Annotated in this window: 18 protein-coding genes; 8 read left to right on the forward strand and 10 right to left on the reverse strand. The window is 65.2% G+C overall.

The features are described 5' to 3' along the window. Positions 1-262: 262 nt before the first annotated feature. The 3 genes from AC1DZY_RS15585 to AC1DZY_RS15595 all read right to left on the reverse strand — a co-directional run bounded on the left by AC1DZY_RS15585 (position 263) and on the right by AC1DZY_RS15595 (position 3,362). Entirely contained in the window at positions 263-763 is a 501-nt protein-coding gene (locus AC1DZY_RS15585) for a hypothetical protein (protein WP_476821036.1), read from the reverse strand. Continuing rightward, positions 756-2,015, reverse strand: coding sequence for a tyrosine-type recombinase/integrase (locus AC1DZY_RS15590; protein WP_476821037.1), 1,260 nt, complete (start codon positions 2,013-2,015; stop codon positions 756-758). The genes AC1DZY_RS15585 and AC1DZY_RS15590 overlap by 8 nt, the downstream gene beginning before the upstream one ends. 342 nt (positions 2,016-2,357) lie before the next feature. Beyond that, on the reverse strand, positions 2,358-3,362 hold the full coding sequence (locus AC1DZY_RS15595; RefSeq protein ID WP_476821038.1) for a glycosyl hydrolase 108 family protein: 1,005 nt from the start codon (positions 3,360-3,362) through the stop codon (positions 2,358-2,360). 326 nt (positions 3,363-3,688) lie between these two features. On the opposite strand from AC1DZY_RS15595, the gene AC1DZY_RS15600 reads away from it, so the two are divergent. Together AC1DZY_RS15600 and AC1DZY_RS15605 are read left to right on the forward strand one after the other, a co-directional pair. Next, positions 3,689-3,847 (forward strand): hypothetical protein, encoded by a 159-nt coding sequence (locus tag AC1DZY_RS15600; RefSeq protein WP_476821039.1) that lies wholly within the window; start codon positions 3,689-3,691, stop codon positions 3,845-3,847. A 171-nt stretch (positions 3,848-4,018) separates the two neighbouring features. After that, positions 4,019-5,203 carry a MalY/PatB family protein gene (locus AC1DZY_RS15605; RefSeq protein WP_476821040.1) on the forward strand — a complete coding sequence of 395 codons (1,185 nt, stop codon included), beginning with the start codon at positions 4,019-4,021 and terminating at the stop codon, positions 5,201-5,203. Positions 5,204-5,244: 41 nt separating this feature from the next. Here the strand turns inward: AC1DZY_RS15605 and AC1DZY_RS15610 are convergent, their stop codons facing one another. From AC1DZY_RS15610 to AC1DZY_RS15630, 5 genes are read right to left on the reverse strand one after another with little or no spacing between them, the layout of a single operon-like run. Further along, positions 5,245-6,462: an ABC transporter substrate-binding protein gene (locus AC1DZY_RS15610; protein ID WP_476821041.1), complete on the reverse strand. Its 1,218-nt coding sequence runs from the start codon at positions 6,460-6,462 to the stop codon at positions 5,245-5,247. Positions 6,463-6,515: 53 nt separating this feature from the next. After that, on the reverse strand, positions 6,516-7,304 hold the full coding sequence (locus AC1DZY_RS15615; RefSeq protein ID WP_476821042.1) for an aspartate racemase/maleate isomerase family protein: 789 nt from the start codon (positions 7,302-7,304) through the stop codon (positions 6,516-6,518). A gap of 28 nt (positions 7,305-7,332) precedes the next feature. Further along, on the reverse strand, positions 7,333-8,169 hold the full coding sequence (locus tag AC1DZY_RS15620; RefSeq protein WP_476821043.1) for an ABC transporter permease: 837 nt from the start codon (positions 8,167-8,169) through the stop codon (positions 7,333-7,335). Next, entirely contained in the window at positions 8,166-8,948 is a 783-nt protein-coding gene (locus AC1DZY_RS15625; RefSeq protein ID WP_476821044.1) for an ABC transporter ATP-binding protein, read from the reverse strand. The genes AC1DZY_RS15620 and AC1DZY_RS15625 overlap by 4 nt, the downstream gene beginning before the upstream one ends. Next, a complete protein-coding gene (locus AC1DZY_RS15630; RefSeq protein WP_476821045.1) occupies positions 8,948-10,015 on the reverse strand; it encodes an ABC transporter substrate-binding protein in 1,068 nt (355 codons plus the stop codon). The genes AC1DZY_RS15625 and AC1DZY_RS15630 overlap by 1 nt, the downstream gene beginning before the upstream one ends. Before the next feature lie 172 nt (positions 10,016-10,187). Between AC1DZY_RS15630 and AC1DZY_RS15635 the strand changes: the two genes are divergently transcribed. Further along, positions 10,188-11,804, forward strand: coding sequence for a GMC family oxidoreductase (locus tag AC1DZY_RS15635; RefSeq protein ID WP_476821046.1), 1,617 nt, complete (start codon positions 10,188-10,190; stop codon positions 11,802-11,804). Between the two features lie 11 nt (positions 11,805-11,815). Here AC1DZY_RS15635 and AC1DZY_RS15640 read toward each other — a convergent pair whose 3' ends face one another. Next, the gene (locus tag AC1DZY_RS15640) at positions 11,816-12,535 is read right to left on the reverse strand and encodes a carboxymuconolactone decarboxylase family protein (RefSeq protein ID WP_476821047.1); all 720 of its coding nucleotides are present in this window, start codon (positions 12,533-12,535) and stop codon (positions 11,816-11,818) included. A gap of 28 nt (positions 12,536-12,563) precedes the next feature. Between AC1DZY_RS15640 and AC1DZY_RS15645 the strand changes: the two genes are divergently transcribed. The 4 genes from AC1DZY_RS15645 (at position 12,564) to AC1DZY_RS15660 (ending at position 15,913) form a co-directional block, all read left to right on the forward strand. Next, positions 12,564-13,310 (forward strand): SDR family NAD(P)-dependent oxidoreductase, encoded by a 747-nt coding sequence (locus AC1DZY_RS15645; RefSeq protein ID WP_476821048.1) that lies wholly within the window; start codon positions 12,564-12,566, stop codon positions 13,308-13,310. Positions 13,311-13,423: 113 nt separating this feature from the next. Further along, positions 13,424-14,221, forward strand: coding sequence for a GntR family transcriptional regulator (locus tag AC1DZY_RS15650; RefSeq protein ID WP_476821049.1), 798 nt, complete (start codon positions 13,424-13,426; stop codon positions 14,219-14,221). Between the two features lie 8 nt (positions 14,222-14,229). Continuing rightward, positions 14,230-14,949, forward strand: coding sequence for a carboxymuconolactone decarboxylase family protein (locus AC1DZY_RS15655; RefSeq protein ID WP_476821050.1), 720 nt, complete (start codon positions 14,230-14,232; stop codon positions 14,947-14,949). A gap of 427 nt (positions 14,950-15,376) precedes the next feature. Next, complete coding sequence (locus AC1DZY_RS15660; RefSeq protein ID WP_476821051.1) at positions 15,377-15,913, forward strand: PRC-barrel domain-containing protein; 537 nt, start codon at positions 15,377-15,379, stop codon at positions 15,911-15,913. A 54-nt stretch (positions 15,914-15,967) separates the two neighbouring features. On the opposite strand, the gene AC1DZY_RS15665 is transcribed toward AC1DZY_RS15660, so the two are convergent. After that, positions 15,968-17,497 (reverse strand): NAD(P)H-hydrate dehydratase, encoded by a 1,530-nt coding sequence (locus tag AC1DZY_RS15665; RefSeq protein WP_476821052.1) that lies wholly within the window; start codon positions 17,495-17,497, stop codon positions 15,968-15,970. Positions 17,498-17,811: 314 nt separating this feature from the next. On the opposite strand from AC1DZY_RS15665, the gene AC1DZY_RS15670 reads away from it, so the two are divergent. Beyond that, on the forward strand, positions 17,812-18,150 hold the full coding sequence (locus AC1DZY_RS15670; RefSeq protein ID WP_476821053.1) for a P-II family nitrogen regulator: 339 nt from the start codon (positions 17,812-17,814) through the stop codon (positions 18,148-18,150). Positions 18,151-18,205 lie beyond the last annotated feature (55 nt).

Raw genomic sequence — 18,205 nt, forward strand, 5'->3', positions numbered from 1 at the left:
GGCTTGGGCGGGTTCAGGCCCGTTTCCGTCGGCAGGGATGCTTCCCACGCCTCAAGGTCGGCCAAGCGCCAGTACTTCCGCTTCGCGATGACGAGCGCAGGCTTTGGTAGATTGAGGGTCGGGTCATTCGCCCAACGGTATAGGGCGGATTGCGAGATGCTGTAGCGCTGCAAAAGCTGAGCGCTCGGTAGAAGTTCGACTGACATTCGAAAAGCTCCGATGCGTTGCGGAGCCTTCCAATTTCATCACAAACCTTCCGTTGTCATTGGACTTCGTTGATGGGCGGATGTCCAACGGCATGGGTCAGCGCCCGATAGGCCCGCTCAATACGCTTGCGGGCGGCTTCGAAGGAATTGCCGCGGATGCCGTGTCTGGCGACCGCTCGCGCTGTGGCCTCCCGCAAACTCATGGTCCCATCACGCGAGAGACCCTTAACCGTCGCGAGCGCCATATTGACTGACGTTTTATCGACATCAGGCCAGTATCCCCGGAGTCGATCGTCGTCCCATTTACCGTCGCACCTAACAAGTTCGAAAGCATTAATCAGCTTCTCGAACTCGTCGATAAAGCTTACGCCCCGGTTATTCTCTGCCGTTGCGCCCATGAACTGCGATAGCAAGCGGACTTGCTTCATGAAATTCTCGGCGTTTGCGAAGTGCTCGATTGGCGGCTCCGGAATGATCCGGACCTCCGATTGCCAGCGCTCCATCATCTCTCGATAGACGAAGTCACGGCCGTCATCGTCATCGACCGGCCTATTCATGGTGATCCACCTTGTCGAAGGCAATCGACTGAGCCCAACGAACCAAGGCCGAACGCTTTTCGTCGAGGTACTGATGGCGGTTGTATACGCCCGCGACGCCGCCGCGACTGGCGCCCTTGTGGTTTAGCGTTCTTTCGATGACCTCGAACATCACGCCCAGCTCGGCCATGCCACTCGCCATCGTCCGACGAATGTCATGGAAGGTCCAAGGCTCGCGCGGGCGGATCTCAGCAGGCGATAGGCCGGCTGCCTTGCCCCGCTTCAAGTCGAGCTTGGCAATCTCTTCGTCAAGCTTCTGCTTCGCCCTGGCGAAGCCGCTGACGGGCGTCTCCAGTGTCGTCGTGAATAGGTACTTGGCCGGCTTCCCAAGCTTGGGCTGCTCCCGGATTAGGTCGACAACGGCCGGCGCCAGCGGGACGACGTGGCGCTCATCGTTCTTCGCCCTCACCGGGGGAATCTCCCAGAGGCCGGCGTCGAGATCGAATTCGTGCCACTCGGCTTCCGCGACCTCGCGCAGGCGCTGACCTGTCAGGATCAGCATCTGCACCATGGGCCCGAACGGATAGCCCAAGCCGTCGGCAACAGACCAGATGTCGGTGAGCTCGGCCCGGGACAGCACGCGGTCGCGCTTGGACTCGGCCTGCTTCTCAATCCCGCTGCATGGGTTCACGCTGATCAGGTCGCGGGACAACGCCCAATTGAAAACGCGGCGGGTGTGAGCGAGTGCGCGGTTGGCGGCTATCGGTGCGCCGCGATCGACAACGGCATCCACCATGCTGATCACTTCGCGCTTCGTGATCTCGTGAATGAGCTTCGATGACCACCTGTCTTTCGTCTCGCGCTCAAGAATGGACTTGATCGAGTCGTGCGAGCGGAGCGCCGATGCGTCGCGCTGCAGATATTGCTCGACGACGGTCCACCATAGATCGCGGGTCCGGCTTGGCGCGTCAGTGAAGACGATGCGCTTGAGCGAGCGCTTCTCTGCCGCCGGATCCGCGCCCTTCGCGACCTTCTGCAGAACCTCCCTCGCCTGCTCTCGCGCCTCCCCTAGGGCGATCATAGGATAGGGCCCGAGCGTCACCTTGACGGGCCGGCGCTCCATGTCCCGATAGCGCACGCCCCATGAGCGCTTGCCGCTCGGCTGCACGATGAACGCCAAGCCGGGCACCAGCGCGTCCAAATGCTCCCGACGCTTGCCAGACGGATCGCCCTTGGCGGCGTCGCAGAACTTGTCCGATAACCGTACCGCCACCCATTGACCTCATGATTTGGCGCATCATGCAGTCCGGTCAGGGTAACAGGGGTGTCAGAGACTGTCGATAGGGAGCGAAAGGGATTGGAAGGGAGCGAACGGGATAAAATGGGATAACCATCTGACAAATGGCCAAATATGCGGATTTTGACATGGCTATCGGAAGGCCTCGAAATACCCCCTGCCCTACCTTTTAATCATGTGGTCGAGGGTTCGATCCCCTCCCCGCTCACCAGCGACCTCGGGAATCAGGCTTGGACAGAAGCTCCGCCCGTTCCCCGGATTCGTCCCGAATGTGAAATTCGGGAAGCATGCCGGGCAACCTTATCGCGCAAAATCTTCCTATTGGGCAGTGCCTCCCGAGGGCAGCACGTCCGGGCACAATCCCTTGGGATTGGCGGGAAGATAAGTGCGGACGCGCTTCAACAAGCCGGCGCGAACCGGGTCGGGGGTCGCAAGCGACCGGATATGACGCGCCCATTCACAAGCCGTGGTTTCGACGAGAAGGTCTGGGTCAAGCGAATTGACGATGGCGATGGTCAGGGGCCCGAGCCTTCCATCTGCAGGAATCGGCTGGCCGCCGGCCTTGCCTATGGCGATCTGGGTGATCTGCATCGCCCGGGTCGCGCCCATGTTGACCGCCATGCTGAGATAGGTCGCTTTGACGGCAATGGAATTGATCGGGCTGACGCTCTGCAGATAGAGCTTGCGATAGATGTCCCTGGCGACGGGCAGAGACAGATTGCGCAGCTCGTCCTTGGTCACATCCCGTCCGAGGAAGGTCTTGAGTTGCGGCAGGCTGATGCCGAACTTGGTCGCGCCCATCGGGTCCGCGGGAGGGTCGATGTAGCCGCCTTCGAATGAGATCACGAGATCGATCGCATCGTCGTCCGTTCGCACCTCGTTCAGACCGGTGGCAGCGGCCGTGGGCGCACTATTGGGGTTCTTCTGCAGATAGGTCCGGATGCGCTCGGCGTAATCGGGCAAGAGACCGACATCGGCGAGAAAGGTCAGATTGGTCCGCACCGTCTCCCGGCTCGGGCTCTCGACGAATTTTTTGATCAGATCGGCCTGAAGCGCTTGCCGGGACCTGGCCGCCTCTGCCTCGATCGTATTCGACGCATTGATCGAGCCGGTGATCGTCGTCGTCATCAGCGTCAGGAAACCGCCGACGATCGCAAGCGTGAGGGGATTGGCGAGAAGATCCTTCCACGCCGTCCGCCGCGAAGTCCTCGACTCACGCCGCTGCAACCAGAACTCGGCGCCGACCTTTTGCCGCTCGAAACGCAACCGTTCGAATTCGAGCGCCAGCCGCCGCTCTTCCAGCCGGGCGGCGGCATCTGACAAGTCTCCCGGCGGCGAGGCTCCGTCTGCCAATTTCTTCCCCAAAGGACGCCATACGCAAAAACCCGCGCAATTCTTGCGCCTCGATCCGCCGATATTCGGTCATCCGCGAGGACACGAAACCTCGCCGGAATTTGACACGGCGGACGCCAGAGCAATTTCATTTAAAAGCGCCGCAACCGATCCGGTCGCGGTATAGTCAAAGCCGAAATCCATTTGGGGACAATCCCAAAACTGTTCAAACAGGCCAAGCTGGCCGAACATTTCGTGCAGCACCGGGACCCGGAACGCTGTCTATGGCGACATTAGCGTCTGGAAGGACCAAGCCGATGAAAGAGCCGATTGTGATCCATACGGAAGAGGATTACGAGGCGGCGCAGGCCCGCGCCAGGGAACTGGAAGCGGCCGAAAGCCCGGCCAACCATGACGAGCTTGCGGCGCTGGCCGAAGCGATGCTCGCATGGGAGCTGCGGCGGGACGAAGCCTAGAGCCGACAAGACGCCACTGCCCCGCGCGCGCCGGCCTTCAGCGCTGGCGTAGGCGATCCCGCAGCGGTTCTGGCCCGGTTGCGCCAGGCAAGCTGGTGCTATCACGCCCGATGCGGCATTCCTTCACCATCGAGACGACTTGTCCGAGTCGGCGCTTCTCCGAGGACTACGATGACCATCGCTCCGAATTTCGACCTGTTGATCGACCGCCGCGGCACCCATTCGGCGAAATGGGACAAGATGGAAACCATCTACGGGGTTTCGCCCTCCGATGGCATCGCGATGTGGGTCGCCGACATGGACTTCCAGCCGCCAGCTTGTGTGCAGGCGGCAATCGAGGCGATGGCGACGCATGGCGTCTACGGCTATTTCGGCGACGACCGGGCCAATCACGCCGCCATCCGCTGGTGGATGAAAACCCGGCATGGCTGGGAGTTCCCGGCGGAAGCGATCTTCACCACGGCAGGGCTGGTCAATGGAACGGCGCTCTGCGTCGATGCCTACACCAAGCCCGGCGACGGCATCGTCCTGATGACGCCGGTCTATCACGCCTTTGCGCGGGTCATCGAGGCGGCAGGCCGCCGCGTCGTGGAATGCCAGCTCGCGCTCGATGAAGGGCGCTACGTCCTCGACATCGCCGGCTGGGACGCGATGATGACGGGCACGGAGCGTATGCTGATCCTGTGCTCGCCGCATAATCCCGGCGGGCGCGTCTGGACGCGCGACGAGTTGCGGGAGATCGCGGATTTCTGCCGCCGCCACGACCTGATCCTCGTCTCGGACGAGATCCATCACGACCTCGTCATGCCCGGCCACAAGCACACGGCCATGGCCGTCGCCGCGCCCGAGATCATGGATCGCCTCGTGATGATGACCGCGACGACCAAGACCTTCAACATCGCCGGTGCTCACGTCGGCAACGTCATCATCCCCGACGAGGCGCTGCGCGCCCGCTTTCGCGGACGCATGGGCGCGCTTGGCATCTCGCCCAACTCCTTCGGCATGATGATGGCGACGGCCGCCTACAGCCCCGAGGGCGCGGCCTGGGTCGATGCGCTGGTCGCCTATCTAGACGGCAATCGCAAAATCTTCGACACAGCGCTCGACGCCATCCCCGGCGTGCGCTCGATGCCGCTGGAAGCGACCTATCTCGGCTGGGTCGATTTCGGCGGCACCGGCATGGAGCCGGCCGAATTCACGGCTCGCATCGAGAAGCAGGCAAGGATCGCCGCCAACCACGGCGCGAGCTTCGGCACCGGCGGCGGCAGCTTCCTGCGCTTCAACCTGGCGACGCCGCGCGCCGTCGTCGCAGAGGCGGCCGAGCGCCTGCGGGACGCCTTCTCCGACCTGCAATAGCAGCGCCCGGCTATCGCTCGAAACGTCGACCGATCCCGCGCTCAGCGCGGGATCGGGAAGATGGGCTGTGCGTCGGCGAAGGCGGCCGGGTAGATCACCTTGATGTCGTCGCCCTGGACCTGGGTCACGACGGGCGCCGCGCCCATGTTCTGGCCGTTGACGAAACGGGTTTCGCCATAGGGCATGATGTGGTCGGCGAAGCGTGAGGCCTGCAGCGCCGCCAGCACCTTCGGACGCTCGCGCGATGCGGCGCGCTCGACGGCGTCGGCCGTCAGCTTGACGCAGGCATAGTTCAGCGCGAGCTGGTAGGTGAAGAAGCGCCCTTCGCCTTCCAGCTGCTTGCGCAGCGCCAGAGCTTCCGCGCTCTTGGGATTATACCAGTGATTGCAGTCCATGACGTACTGGGCCGCGTCGTGGTTCTCCTTGAGGAAGCGATAGTTCGAGGCGGCGCCGTTCAGGACGGCAAAGATCGCCTTTGGCCGAATACGCTGCTGCTGGATCGTCCGCGCGAGCAGCGAGGCCTCGCCATAATAGCTCGCCGGAATGATCAGGTCGGGATTGCGAGCGCGAATCTGCAGCGCGATATTGCCCATGTCGCGCGCCGGCGTCGGATGGGTCAGAGGCGCAAGCACCTCGAAGCCCATCTTCTCCAGCTCCGGAGACATCAGATCGGCCAGCCCCTGGCCGAAGAGTCCTTCCTCGCGCACGAGCTGCACCGACTTGATCGGCTTGCCGGCGGCTTCGTTTAGCTTGCCGATGTTCTCCAGCGCGGCCCGCACGACGATGCCGAGCCCCGGGCAGAAGCGGAAGGTATTGGTCAGCCCGCGCGAGGTGATCTGGTCGGACACGCCGACATCGACCACATAGGGCAGATCGTACCGCGCCGCCGTCTGGGTCGCGGTAAAGCAGATCGGGCTGGCATAGCCGCCGACGATGGCGCTGACACCCGCCTCCTGCATCTTCTCGACTTCCTGCGCCGCCGCCTCGGGCCGCGACTGGCAATCGCCGACAACCATCTCGATCTGCGCGCCGCCCAGCGACTTGATACCTCCGGCAGCGTTGATCGCCTTGACCGCAAGTTCGGCGCCATAGAGACCCTGCTGACCGTCGAAGGCGAGCGCACCGGTCACCGGCTGGAGGATGCCGAGCTTCACAGTCGGCGTCTGGGCGCGCAGCACGGCCGGCATGGCGATGGCAGCGACGCCGAGGGTTCCACTCTTCAGGATCTGGCGACGGTCGAGGGTCTGAGACGTGGTCATGACGGCGTGGTCCTCCCGGTTTGCTTTTTTCCAGCTTGTTGTCGTGATTGGCATCAGCCCGGCGCTTTTCGCGCGCCCGGAAACCGCGTCCGCAACCGGTCGATCCAGGGCGCGTCGGCGGCAAGCCAGGGCAAGGGCGACGCCGGCGCCGCGCCGCGTCCGCGCAGGATCTCATCCACCGCCCAGCTCAGGCAGAGATTGGACGACAGCACCGGGGCGCCGCCTATCGCGTTCAGCGCCGGCAGGCCGGCAAGCGACGGCAAGCCGGTCCCACTGATCAGCACCGCGTCGACATCGAGCGAGGCGAGATCTGACAGAACCTCGGAGCTGGCGCTGCTGCGTTGGGCATAGATCGGGTGGTAGCCGCTGGGTACCGGCGTAGCGTAGCGCAGCACGGCGATCTCGTAGCCGAGGCGGGTCCAATACTCGGTGCAGGGCGTCGTCAGCCATTCCGGATAGGGGCTGACCATGGCAAGCCGCCTTGCGCCGAGCGCACGAAACGCCGCGTCGATGGCTGCAGCGGCGGAGACGACCGGACGCGGCCCGTCCCAGGGCTTGTCGAAGGCCGCGACTGGCTGCTCGAGGACATAGGTCGCGCCCGTGCAGGCGACTGCGATCACCTCCAGCGGTGCGTCGGCGAACTGCGCGATGGCGTCGTCGATGGTCTCGAAATAGGCGGCCAGCCGGCGCTTCAGATCGGGCGCCTGGCAGGTCAGACGACCGGTGATGACGCCGACATCAGGGCTGGCCAGCAGCGCCATCTCGATCTCGGCCGTGGCGTTCGCCTGCGGCGTCAGCACGCCGACGAGCCCCGCATGACCATATTCGAGATTGCGCGACATCCGCCCCCTCCCCGCCGCCGTCAGTGTCTCAAGGCCGCCAACGCAGCACCCAGCCCTCAAGGCGCTTCAGGCCGCTGTTGATCAGCGCGCCGACGATGGCGAGTACGATCAGGCCGGTGAAGACCGAGGTCGTGTCGAACAGGCCCGATGCCTGCGAGATGATGAAGCCGATGCCGCGATTGGCGGACATGAATTCGCCGATCACCGTCCCGACCAGCGCGTAGGGCACCGAGACCTTGAGGCCGGTGATGACCCAGGCGGCGGCCGAGGGAATCGTCACCGTGCGCATCACCGCCCATTGCGAGGCGCCCATGATCTGGGTCGCGTGGATATAGAGCGGGTTGACCTCGCGCACGCCCGAGAAGGTGTTGAGAAAGACGACGAAAAACACGATCGCCGCCGAAACCGCGATCTTGGAGGCGAGCCCGATGCCGAACCACATGATGAAAAGCGGCGCGAGCGCGATCTTGGGCAGCGAGTAGATCGCGGTGATGTAGGGATCGAAGACTTCCGCCGCGAATTTGAAGCGGCCAAACAGCAGCCCGAGCGCAAAGCCGATCGTGGCGCCGATGGCGAAGCCCGCCGCCGTCGCCTGCAAGGTGATCGAGAGATGCAGCCAGAGCTGGCCGTTGAGCGTCCACTGCCAGAGCTTGGCGAAGACCTTGCTCGGCGAGGAAATGAAGAACGGGTCGAGCAGCCGTCCCGAGGACCACTCCCAGAAGGCGAGGAAGGCAAGCCCAAACGCGATCTGGCAGAGGATGACGAGCTGCTTGCGCCGCGTCAGCCCGGCCTCGAAATCGACGACGGCCTTGCTGCGCGTCGGCGCGCCGCCGGCAATTGCGCTCTCGTCGGCAGGAATCGTCACAGGTCCTCTCCCCGCGCAATCTCCGGGGCGAGCTCGGCCCAGAGCTTTTCATAGGCCGCCTCGAAAGCCGGCAGGAAGCGGACCTTGAAGACGTCGCGCGGATAGGGAATGTCGATCTCCTCGATATGCTTGATCTTGCCGGGCCGGCCAGAGAAGACCACCACGCGGGAGGCGACCGCGATCGCCTCGGCCAGATCATGCGTCACGAAGACGATGGTCTTCTTCTGCTCCTGCCAGATCTTCAGGAGCTGCGCCTGCATCACCAGCTTGAGCTGCGCGTCGAGCGCCCCGAAAGGTTCGTCCATCAGCAGCGTCTGCGGCTCGTAGACCAGCATCTGCGCCAGCGCGACGCGCTTGCGCATGCCGCCAGACAGCTCGCGCGGGAAGGCCTTGCCGAAGCCGGTGAGGTTGACGAGCTTGAGCATCGCCTCGACGCGCGGCTCGCGCTGCGCCCTGGGCACGCCGCGATACTCCAGCGGCAGGCCGACATTGTTCTCGACCGTGCGCCAGGGCAGCACGCTGTCGGTCTGGGTCAGGTAGCCGACATGGCGGTTGATGCCGGAAACGACCCGGCCCTCATGCGTGATCTGCCCGGCGGAGGGGTCGATGATGCCGGCGACCATGTTGAGCAGCGTGGACTTGCCGCAGCCGGATGGACCGACGAAGGCGACGAGTTCGCCCTCCTCGATCGTGAGGTCGACATTGTCGAGCGCGACCGTCTCGCGACCGCGCCCGACATAGCGTTTCTCGATGCCCCTGATCGCGATCGCGGGCTGCATCAGGCGAGCGCGTCCTTGCAGAGGCTGGCGTCGACCAGCGTGTCGAACGTGACGGACGCCGGCACGGGATCGGACTTCATCGATTTGTTGACGAGGTTGATGAAGCTCAGGTTTTTCTCGAACAGCTCTCTCTTCGGCGTCGGGTCGATGAAATAGATTCTGCCGTTGTTGGCGAAGGCGGAATCGAACAGGGCCGGATCCATGCCCTCGAACCACTCCTTGGCCCACGCCTTGAATTTCGGCTGGTCGTCAGCGATCGACTTCAGCGTCAGCGAAATGCCCTTGCAATAGCGCACCAGCTGGTCGCGCTTTGTCTTCAGCGTCTGCTCATGGGTCGAGGCGCCGATGTACCAGAACTCCGCCATGGCCGGCGGCGGATTGGTCGCCATCTGGAAGAGGTAGTCGCAACCCTGCTTCTGGATCGCGAGGTCGGCGGTCGGCGACGAAAGGCAGAAGCCGTCGATCAGGTTCTGCTCTAGCGCGGCCAGCATGCCAGGCCCGCCGCCCTGGATCGGCACGAGCTGGAGATCGCTGTCGGCATCGAGCTTGCCGAGATCGGCGAGATAGCGCAGCAGCGCATCGGGCGCGGCGCCCGGCCCTGTCGTACCGAGCTTCAGACCCTTCAGCGCCGCGAACTTGGTCGCTGGCGGCGAGGCTTCGGTGATGCCGGCCTTCTGCAGCACGGTCTTCTTGACCACGACATGGCTGGCATAGCGCGCCACCGTCGAGATGAAGGTCTTGACCTGCAGGTTCTGGCTCTTGGCCCGGATCGGCTCGCCGGGATCGCCGAGCACGATATCGACGCCGCCGCCCTGCAAGGCAGCGATATTGGTGCCGCGATTGGAGGCGTTCGAGGTCACCTTGACGCCGGCCTGGGTGAAGAACCCGCCGGCATTGCCGTAATCCTCGGCCGCCCAGAGCCAGGATTTTGAAGTCGAGCGCAGCGTCACCAACTCCGGCAGCGCCGCCTGCGCATAGATTGTCTTGGGGATGAAAGGCGTACTCGCCAGCGCGCCTGCACCGGCCACCAGTACGCCGCGACGCGAAATCGACCGGAACACCGTCATCTCTCTTCTCCCCTGATGGCCTGCTGCGACGCCGGCGCCGCGTGAAACGATACTCTGCCTTTTTGCCTCCCGGCCCTGTTCCGGACCGTTCGAGCGCCATTGCCTCCGCTCGCTAAATTGGTATCGTCGTCATAATCAAATGACAAGTTGACTTTCGACCCGGAGCGCGGATTTGGAGTTCGATTTTATCATTGCAGGCGCAGGCTCGGCCGGGTGCGTGCTGGCGAACCGGCTCTCCGCCGATCCGCGCCACCGCGTGCTGCTGATCGAGGCCGGCGGGCGCGACTGGAACCCGCTGTTTCGCGTGCCGCTGATGACAGGCGTGCTGCTTCGCAATCGCTATGCCAACTGGTTCTACCGCACGGAAGCCGAACCGCATCTCAACGGCCGCACGCTGTTCTGGCCGCGCGGCAAGGTGCTCGGCGGTTCATCCGCGATCAACGGCATGGTCTACACGCGTGGCACGCGGCTCGACTATGACAGCTGGGCGCAACTCGGCCTGCCCGGCTGGTCCTATGACGAGGTGCTGCCGGCTTTCAGACGCTCGCAGGCCCATCATGGCGGCGAAAGCACCTATCATGGCGGCGACGGCCCGCTGCCGGTGTCACGCCCCGAGACGCCAAACCCGCTCTTCGACGCCTTTATCGCGGCAGGCCGGCAGGCCGGTTTCCCGCTCAATCCCGATTTCAATGGCGCCGAGCAGGAGGGTTTCGGCCGCTACGAGTTCACCACCCGCGCCGGCGAGCGCTGGAGTGCCGCGCGCGCCTTCGTCGCCCCCGTCCGCTCGCGCCAAAACCTCGCGATCATGACCGGCTGCCAGGTGCTGCGCGTGATCTTCGAGGACGGCCGCGCCAGTGCGATCGAGATCATGCAGGATGGCCAGACCAAACGAATTCCGGCCAGACACGAGATCATCGTCAGCTGCGGCACGGTCAACTCGCCGGCGCTGCTGATGCATTCCGGCATCGGCGATCCCGGGCAACTCGCCCGCTTCGGCATCCCGGTCGTCGCCGCCTCGCGCGATGTCGGGCGCAATCTCCAGGACCATCTGCTCGCCCGCGTCGAGCATGTCTGCACGCAACCCGTCACACTATACGACACGCTGCGCGGCGACCGGGCGGCGCTCGCCCTGCTGCGCGCCCTCATGTTCAAGACCGGCCCGGCCGCGTCGTTTCCGCTGGAGGCAGGCGCATTCCTGAAGTCCGATCCTGCGCTCGATACGCCCGATCTCCAGTCGCATTTCCTGCCTGGCCTCTCGACGGCCGCACTCCGTCTGCCTTTCCTGCCGCGCCCTGCGACGAGACATGAGGGCCACGGCTTCTTCGCCAACATCTATCAGTTGCGCCCGGAAAGCCGTGGCGAGATCGCCTTGCGCTCGGCCGATCCGCGCGAAGCGCCGGCGATCAGGCCGAACTATCTCTCAAGCGAGACCGATCGCCGGGTGCTGCGCGAGGGCGTCAAGCTGCTGCGGCGCGTGATGGCGCAAGCCGCCTTCGACCCCTATCGCGGCGCCGAGCTTGCACCGGGGCCGGGCGTCCAGTCAGACGACGAGATCGAGGCCTGGCTGCGGGAGACCGCCGATACCGTCTTCCATCCGATCGGCACCTGCCGGATGGGAGCGGACCCGCATGCCGTTCTCGACGAAAAACTACGCGTGCGCGGAGTTCGCAACCTTCGCGTCGTCGATGCGTCGAGCATGCCGACGATGCCGAGTTCAAACACCCACGCTCCGACGATGATGGTCGCTGAGCGGGCCTCCGAGTTCATCCTTGCGGAGGCGGCGGCATGACGCGGCGCCATTCAAGCCTTGCCGGCGGCCTCGCGCTTGACCTTCTCGTCATAGCCGCCCTGCCCCGACAACTCGGCCCAGGCGCGGAAGGCGGGCGACGCCTCGACCTCGCCGGCGAGGATCAGTTCGCGCCAGACCCGCGCCGCCTCGACGAAATGCGGCACGCTGCCGGGGAACATCGTCAGCGAGATCGCCTCGGCGAGATCGCCCTCCGGCACGCCGTCATGGTACGCCGCGACGATCTGCCAGGCGAGCGCATCCCAGTTCGCCTTGCACGCATGCACCGCCGCCGCCGCCATATGGACGAGCCGCATCGGCACACCGCCGGAAGCCGTCGCCAGCGCCTTGAGATAGGTCTCGCGCGGGCTCAGTCCCGGCAGATGCGGCAGCCAGTTGCGTTCGACGAAGCGGAAGGATTCGAAACCGAGCGCCAGCGCCGTGACCGAGAGGATTGTCTCGATCTCGGCTTGGGTCCCGCCTGCCTCGGTGAATTTCGGAATGTGATGCGTCGCGATCGCCTCATTGGTCGCGATCAGGATCGCCAGCCAGACGAATTCGCGGTCGTGCCGGTTCAGAATGCGCTCGTCGAGCGCCAGCGCCGTATAGGCCGCGTCATAGGCGTCGAGCAGTTTCGGCGCAGTGATCGCCATCAGGCCGTGATGCGGCAGCAGGTAACCGCGCTTGGCGCGCACGGCTTGCAGCAGTTCGGTCAGGGCGCGGTCGTCGGCCATCGTTTGGCATCCTCATGGGCGGTACGCCATGACAAGTAGTACAAGTCTGCACGGCCGTCGCCTGCTGATCACCGGGGCGGGCTCCGGAATCGGATTGGCTTTAACGGAACTGGCGGTTGCCGACGGCGCCGATTGCGTCGCGCTGGTGCGCAGCGACGAGGAGGCGCAGCGGCTCTCGTCACTGCTGTCGCCGGAGAAGATCGTCGCGGCCGACCTTGCCAATCTGCCGCGCCTTGCGGAGGTCGGTCGCGCTGCGCTCGCGGCGCTCGGTGGGCCGCCCGATGGCCTCGTCTGCTCGGCCGGTATTTTCGATCATCGCCCCGGTCTGGAAACCGAGCTCTCGCAGTGGCAGGCGACGCTCGACATTAACCTGACCGCAAGCTTTGCCATCGCCCGCGACGCCGCCCGTATCATGCAGGGTGGCAGCGCGATCGTTTTCGTCTCCAGCCAGATCGGCATCATCGGCCATCCGCGCGCAGCCGCCTATGCCGCCTCGAAAGCCGCCGTCAACGGCCTGACCCGGGCGCTGGCGCTCGAACTCGCCCCGCGCAATATCCGGGTCAACGCTGCGGCGCCCGGCCCGATCGCGACCCCGATGACGCAGCTTGCGCGCGACGATCCCGGCCGCGCCACCCGCATGCTGGCCTCGATCCCGCTTGGCCGCTTCGGCGAGCCCGGCGAGGTGGCCGAGGTCATCCGCTTCCTGCTCTCGCCGGCGGCGTCCTTCGTCACCGGCCAGATCCTCTGCATCGACGGCGGCGTCACCGCGGCCTGAATCGAAAACGAGGGACGAAACCGGACGACGAATTGCATTTGCGACGCAACCATGGCTTGCCTCGGACAGGCAAGGCGAGCCCGCTACGAGAACGACCGAGGAGGAACCGGCGGATGTCGATGCCGCTCAGCGTGAAGACGACGGAGGTGCGCCAGGATCTGGTCGCGCCGCTGCATCATCAGGTCTATGTCGTGCTGCGTCAGCAGATTCTCGACGGGCACTATGCGTCCGAGAAGGCGATGCCGTCCGAGCACCGGCTTGAAGAGCTGTTCGGCGTTTCGCGCATCACCATCCGCCGCGCGCTCGACCGGCTGGCGTCGGAAGGCCTGATCATCCGCCGCCACGGCAAGGGCACCTTCGCGCAAGCCGTGCTCGCATCGCCACCGATCCAGACCAATCTGCGCGGCATGCTCGAAAACCTGCTCGCCATGGGCCTGAAGACACATGTCGAGCTGATCGATTTCGGCTATCTCGCAGCCCCTGCCGAGATCGCCGGCCTGCTCGAGCTGGAACCGGGCGCGCTGGTGCAGAAGGCGATCCGCGTGCGCAGCTTCGAAGGCACGCCCTTCTCCTTCCTGACGACCCATATCCCCGAGGCGATCGGCCGCTCCTTCGCCGCCGACGACCTGCGAGAAAAACCCTTGCTGGCGCTGCTGGAGCGCGCCGGCGCGGAGGTCTCGCAGGCTGACCAGACGATCACCGCCAAGCTTGCCGACACCCGTGTCGCGCCGCTGCTCAAGGTCGAGCTCGGCGCCGCGCTGCTGTGCGTAAAACGGCTCGTGCGCGACCAGAACGACCGCCCGGTCGAACTGCTGGAGGCGCTCTATCGGCCCGACATCTACGAATACCAGATGACCATGTCGCGTGCGAAACACGGTGCGACCGGGGTCTGGTCGGCCAACGTGAAATGAGCCCGGGGATGGAGCCCGACGACGCATCGGCAGCCGAGGGTCTTCGCGCCCGTATCGAGGCGATCCGCCGGGATCGCGGCTTCCTGCTGCCGCATCATGGCGCGATGGCCGCCGCCATGCCGGCGCTCCAGGACGCCTATTTCGCGATGTATCGCGAGCTAACCTTGACCGAGCGCCATCTCGACGCCTTCGAGAAGGAGTTCGTCTGGCTTTGCGTGCTGATCGCCTGCAAGGAGGCTGTCGGAACCCATCATCTCGACCTGTTCAAACGCCATGGCGGAACAGACGCACAGGCCGTGACCGCGACGCGGCTGACGGCGTTCGCGATCGGGGCCGAAGCCTTCGGCTTCGTCGCGCAGCATTGGGGCTGTGTCTTTCCGCCGCTCGCAGACAGTGGCGCCTATCGTTCAGGAGTCGAAGCGTTGCTCGCCGGCAGCGACGTTTCCGCCAGGTTGGCCCATCTGGCGATGGCTGCGGTCCAGGCCGCGCTCGGACGGGATTGGGGCCTCGCGGCGCATATCGAGGCGGCGTACGCGGAAGGCACAGCCGAGGACAAGCTTGCGGAGGCGCTGAGCCTGATCATGTGGCCGGCCGGAGTAAACCGCTTCCTCGACGCCTGCGCCGTCTGGCACGATCTGATGACCACGGGCCGCGTGACGCCGTCCGAGCGCTTCAGGATCTGGGCGGAGACGCCACGGCAGGACGGTTTCCGGCCGGAACGGGCTTAAGGCGAGCGGCTTGGCGGGCGTTCGCGCAGCGCCTCAGAACTCGGCCAGAAGCCTTCCGAACCCGTCCATCCTGTCCTTGAGGCCGTTGGCGCGCAGGGCGTGCCGGTAGCACGGTGCGCGAGACGCTGCGACGGCTGATGGCGCTGGTTTCGCGCCGGCAGGGTTCAGGCGCCATCGTCGAGCGCGCCGACGCCCAACCCGCAGATCGGCAAAAGCGAATACTTGGCGCCGCCAGACCATCGGGTGAGACGCGGATTTTGTAGCGCTTTCGCAAATGCAATATCGATTGATATCGACATGAAAGTTACGGCCCCAGCGAAAATCACGCGCCAAGGATTTTTCTGATGCCTCATCAGTGAACCAAATCGCCTCCGGCACGTTCTCTCGGCATACCGCTGCTTGCGGATACTGACAGGAGGACATAATCATGTTGAAGCGTCGTATCGCATTGACGACCATCGGCTGCGCCATGCTAGCCGCCACGGCCATCGCCCAGACCAGCGCTCCCAGCCCCAGCGCTCCTGCTACCTCCGCTGCGCCGGCCGCCAGCGCCAGCACCAATACCCCGGACCAGAATCTCGCTGGCCAGGGCAAGTGGCGAGCCTCGAAACTGATGGGCGTGGATATCTATGGCCCCGACGACAAGAAGGTCGGCGACGTCACGGAAGTCCTGTTCGACAAGATGGGCAAGGTCGAGATGGTGACGGTCGGCGTCGGCGGGTTCCTCGGCATCGGCTCGAAGGACGTCGCGATTCCCTTCGAGCAGGTAACCTGGAGCGACCAGCCCATGGCTGCGACCGCTCCCGCACCGGCGCCCGCAGGCGGCAGCACCCTGGCGGCAGCGCCTGCCTCGTCCACTGCGGCCGCGCCGAAGGCTCCGGCGATGTATCCCGATCATGGCAAGATCACCATGACCAAGGACCAGCTGAACGCTGCTCCCGCCGTGACCTACAGCGGCACCTGATCTCGTATCAGCCTCGCGCGTATCTGGCCCGCCTTCTCACGAGGGCGGGCCTTTTCATTTGCCGGCAAAGTCGTTGGTTCGGACAAGTCCCGGCAGGGCGTCTGGAAGATCGTCTGCGATCAGCCCGAAACCCAACGCCTCGCCCGCCCTGCCGTGCAGCCAGACTGCGGAGCAGGCAGCCTCGAACGCCGGCATGCCCTGCGCCAGCAAACCTGCGACGATCCCGCCAAGCGCGTCGCCGGAGCCCGCCGTCGCGAGCGCCGCCGATCCGGTCGTGTTGATCGCCGCCCGGCCATCCGGCGACGCGATGACGCTGTCGGCTCCCTTCAGCACGACGACAGCGCCGGCGCTCGCTGCCGCAAGCCTCGCCCGTTCCAGCTTCGACCGGCTGTCCGCGATTGCGGGCAACGCTCCGAAAAGCCGGGCGAACTCGCCTTCATGGGGCGTCAGCACGCAAGGCGCGCCGCGTCGCTCGCACATCCGGCGCAAATAAGCGGGTCCGCGCTCGGCCAGAAGCGTCAGTGCATCGGCGTCCAGCACGGCCGGGATCGGCGCGCGAAGCACTGCGGCAACCCAGGCACGAGCCTCGGCATCGAGCCCCAGCGCCGGCCCGGCCAGCACGGCCGACACCCTATTGTCGCCGAGCAGATGGTGCAGCGCGGCCGCGTCGGGGATCGGCCTCTGCATCAGCGCGTCGGGCCCGCGCGAGGCATGGGCGATCAGCGCCTCCGGCCGACAGGCGATCGTGACGAGCCCGGCCCCGATCCGCAGCGCAGCCCTGCCGCCGAGCCGTGGCGCGCCGACGCCAAGAAGCCCACCGGCGAGTACAAGCACCGCGCCGCGGCGATATTTATGCGTCTCGACTTCATGGACGGGCCAAGCCTGCGACCATAGCGCCGGATCGTTGCGAAACGTCTTTTGCGGCGGATGACCCGCGTCGAACACCAGTTCGGACGCAATGCCGATATCGGCCAGCGTCACCACGCCACAAAGCGCCCGCCCCAGCTGAAGCAGATGGCCCGGCTTCAGCCGAAAGAACGTCACGGTCTCGTCGGCGCGGATCGCCGGCCCTTCGATCTGGCCGGTATCGCCCGATACGCCGCTGGGAACGTCGACCGCGACGACCGGCTTGCCCGACGCATTGATTGCCTCGACCAGCCTCGCGACCTCTCCTGACAGGGGCCGGCTGAGGCCGGCACCGAACAGCGCATCGACGATGATGCCAAAAGCGTCGGGCGCGGCGACACCCGGCATATCGACGCCGCCCGTCCAGCGCTCGGCCATTGTTGCCGCGTCGCCCGCCAGAGCGGAACGCTCGCCAGCCAGCGCCAAACTCACGGCAAAGCCGCGTTCGCGCAGCAGCCGCGCGGCGACGAAGCCGTCGCCGCCATTGTTGCCCGGTCCGCAGGCGACCAGGACACGCTGCCCTGGCCGCGCCCGCCGACAGACCGCATCGGCAACCGCCCGCCCTGCCCGCTCCATCAGGACGAGCCCCGACGTGCCGGCTGCGATCGCCGCGCGATCGGCCGCCGCCATCTCCGCAACGCTCAGCAGCGCCAGGCTCGTAGGATCCGTTTTGCTCATCGCGACATCATCGAAGACGCGCTTGCTGCCGGCAAGCGAGTCGCTCAACTCTTGAATTGCCTATATAATAATCATTTGATTATTATATAGGCCAAATTCTGCCCCATCATCGGGCGCGGCCGGCCTTTCTTCCACATGGCGGGTGGCTTGCGCCGATGCTATGAGCAAGGTCGACGGGCATTTCATCGGCCCCGGCGAGACGTTGGCCCGGCCTGTGCTGGTACCGACCCAGCTCGGCGGCGGGCGGACGGAGCGTTCGTTTCGTCCGGGCGCTTGTCCCGGGCCTGTCACGCGCGAAGGAGGCCGGTCGGCGCATGAAAAAGATCGAAGCGATCATCAAGCCGTTCAAGCTGGACGAGGTGAAGGAAGCGCTTCAGGAGGTCGGCCTGCAGGGCATCACCGTTCTGGAAGCCAAGGGCTTCGGCCGGCAGAAGGGTCATACCGAGCTTTATCGCGGCGCGGAGTATGTCGTCGACTTCCTGCCCAAGGTGAAGATCGAGATCGTGCTGGCCGACGAGATGGTCGAAAACGCCATCGAGGCCATCAAGAAGGCGGCCCAGACCGGGCGCATCGGCGATGGCAAGATTTTTGTATCGTCGGTGGAGGGGGCGATCCGCATCCGTACCGGCGAGACCGGCGCGGACGCGATCTGAGGGCGTCAATCCCCACCCGAGAGTTACGCGTCCCGGCGGTCTGGATGACCCCGCG

The organism is Allobosea sp. P2_A10 (genome assembly GCF_056405115.1).

Coding starts and splice junctions, on each gene's coding strand:
- AC1DZY_RS15585 (WP_476821036.1), bottom strand. CDS start 763: ATGAATAGGCCGGTCGATGACGATGACGGCCGTGACTTCGTCTATCGA.
- AC1DZY_RS15600 (WP_476821039.1), top strand. CDS start 3,689: ATGAAAGAGCCGATTGTGATCCATACGGAAGAGGATTACGAGGCGGCG.
- AC1DZY_RS15605 (WP_476821040.1), top strand. CDS start 4,019: ATGACCATCGCTCCGAATTTCGACCTGTTGATCGACCGCCGCGGCACC.
- AC1DZY_RS15610 (WP_476821041.1), bottom strand. CDS start 6,462: ATGACCACGTCTCAGACCCTCGACCGTCGCCAGATCCTGAAGAGTGGA.
- AC1DZY_RS15615 (WP_476821042.1), bottom strand. CDS start 7,304: ATGTCGCGCAATCTCGAATATGGTCATGCGGGGCTCGTCGGCGTGCTG.
- AC1DZY_RS15625 (WP_476821044.1), bottom strand. CDS start 8,948: ATGCAGCCCGCGATCGCGATCAGGGGCATCGAGAAACGCTATGTCGGG.
- AC1DZY_RS15630 (WP_476821045.1), bottom strand. CDS start 10,015: ATGACGGTGTTCCGGTCGATTTCGCGTCGCGGCGTACTGGTGGCCGGT.
- AC1DZY_RS15640 (WP_476821047.1), bottom strand. CDS start 12,535: ATGGCCGACGACCGCGCCCTGACCGAACTGCTGCAAGCCGTGCGCGCC.
- AC1DZY_RS15645 (WP_476821048.1), top strand. CDS start 12,564: ATGACAAGTAGTACAAGTCTGCACGGCCGTCGCCTGCTGATCACCGGG.
- AC1DZY_RS15650 (WP_476821049.1), top strand. CDS start 13,424: ATGTCGATGCCGCTCAGCGTGAAGACGACGGAGGTGCGCCAGGATCTG.
- AC1DZY_RS15655 (WP_476821050.1), top strand. CDS start 14,230: ATGGAGCCCGACGACGCATCGGCAGCCGAGGGTCTTCGCGCCCGTATC.
- AC1DZY_RS15660 (WP_476821051.1), top strand. CDS start 15,377: ATGTTGAAGCGTCGTATCGCATTGACGACCATCGGCTGCGCCATGCTA.
- AC1DZY_RS15665 (WP_476821052.1), bottom strand. CDS start 17,497: ATGAGCAAAACGGATCCTACGAGCCTGGCGCTGCTGAGCGTTGCGGAG.
- AC1DZY_RS15670 (WP_476821053.1), top strand. CDS start 17,812: ATGAAAAAGATCGAAGCGATCATCAAGCCGTTCAAGCTGGACGAGGTG.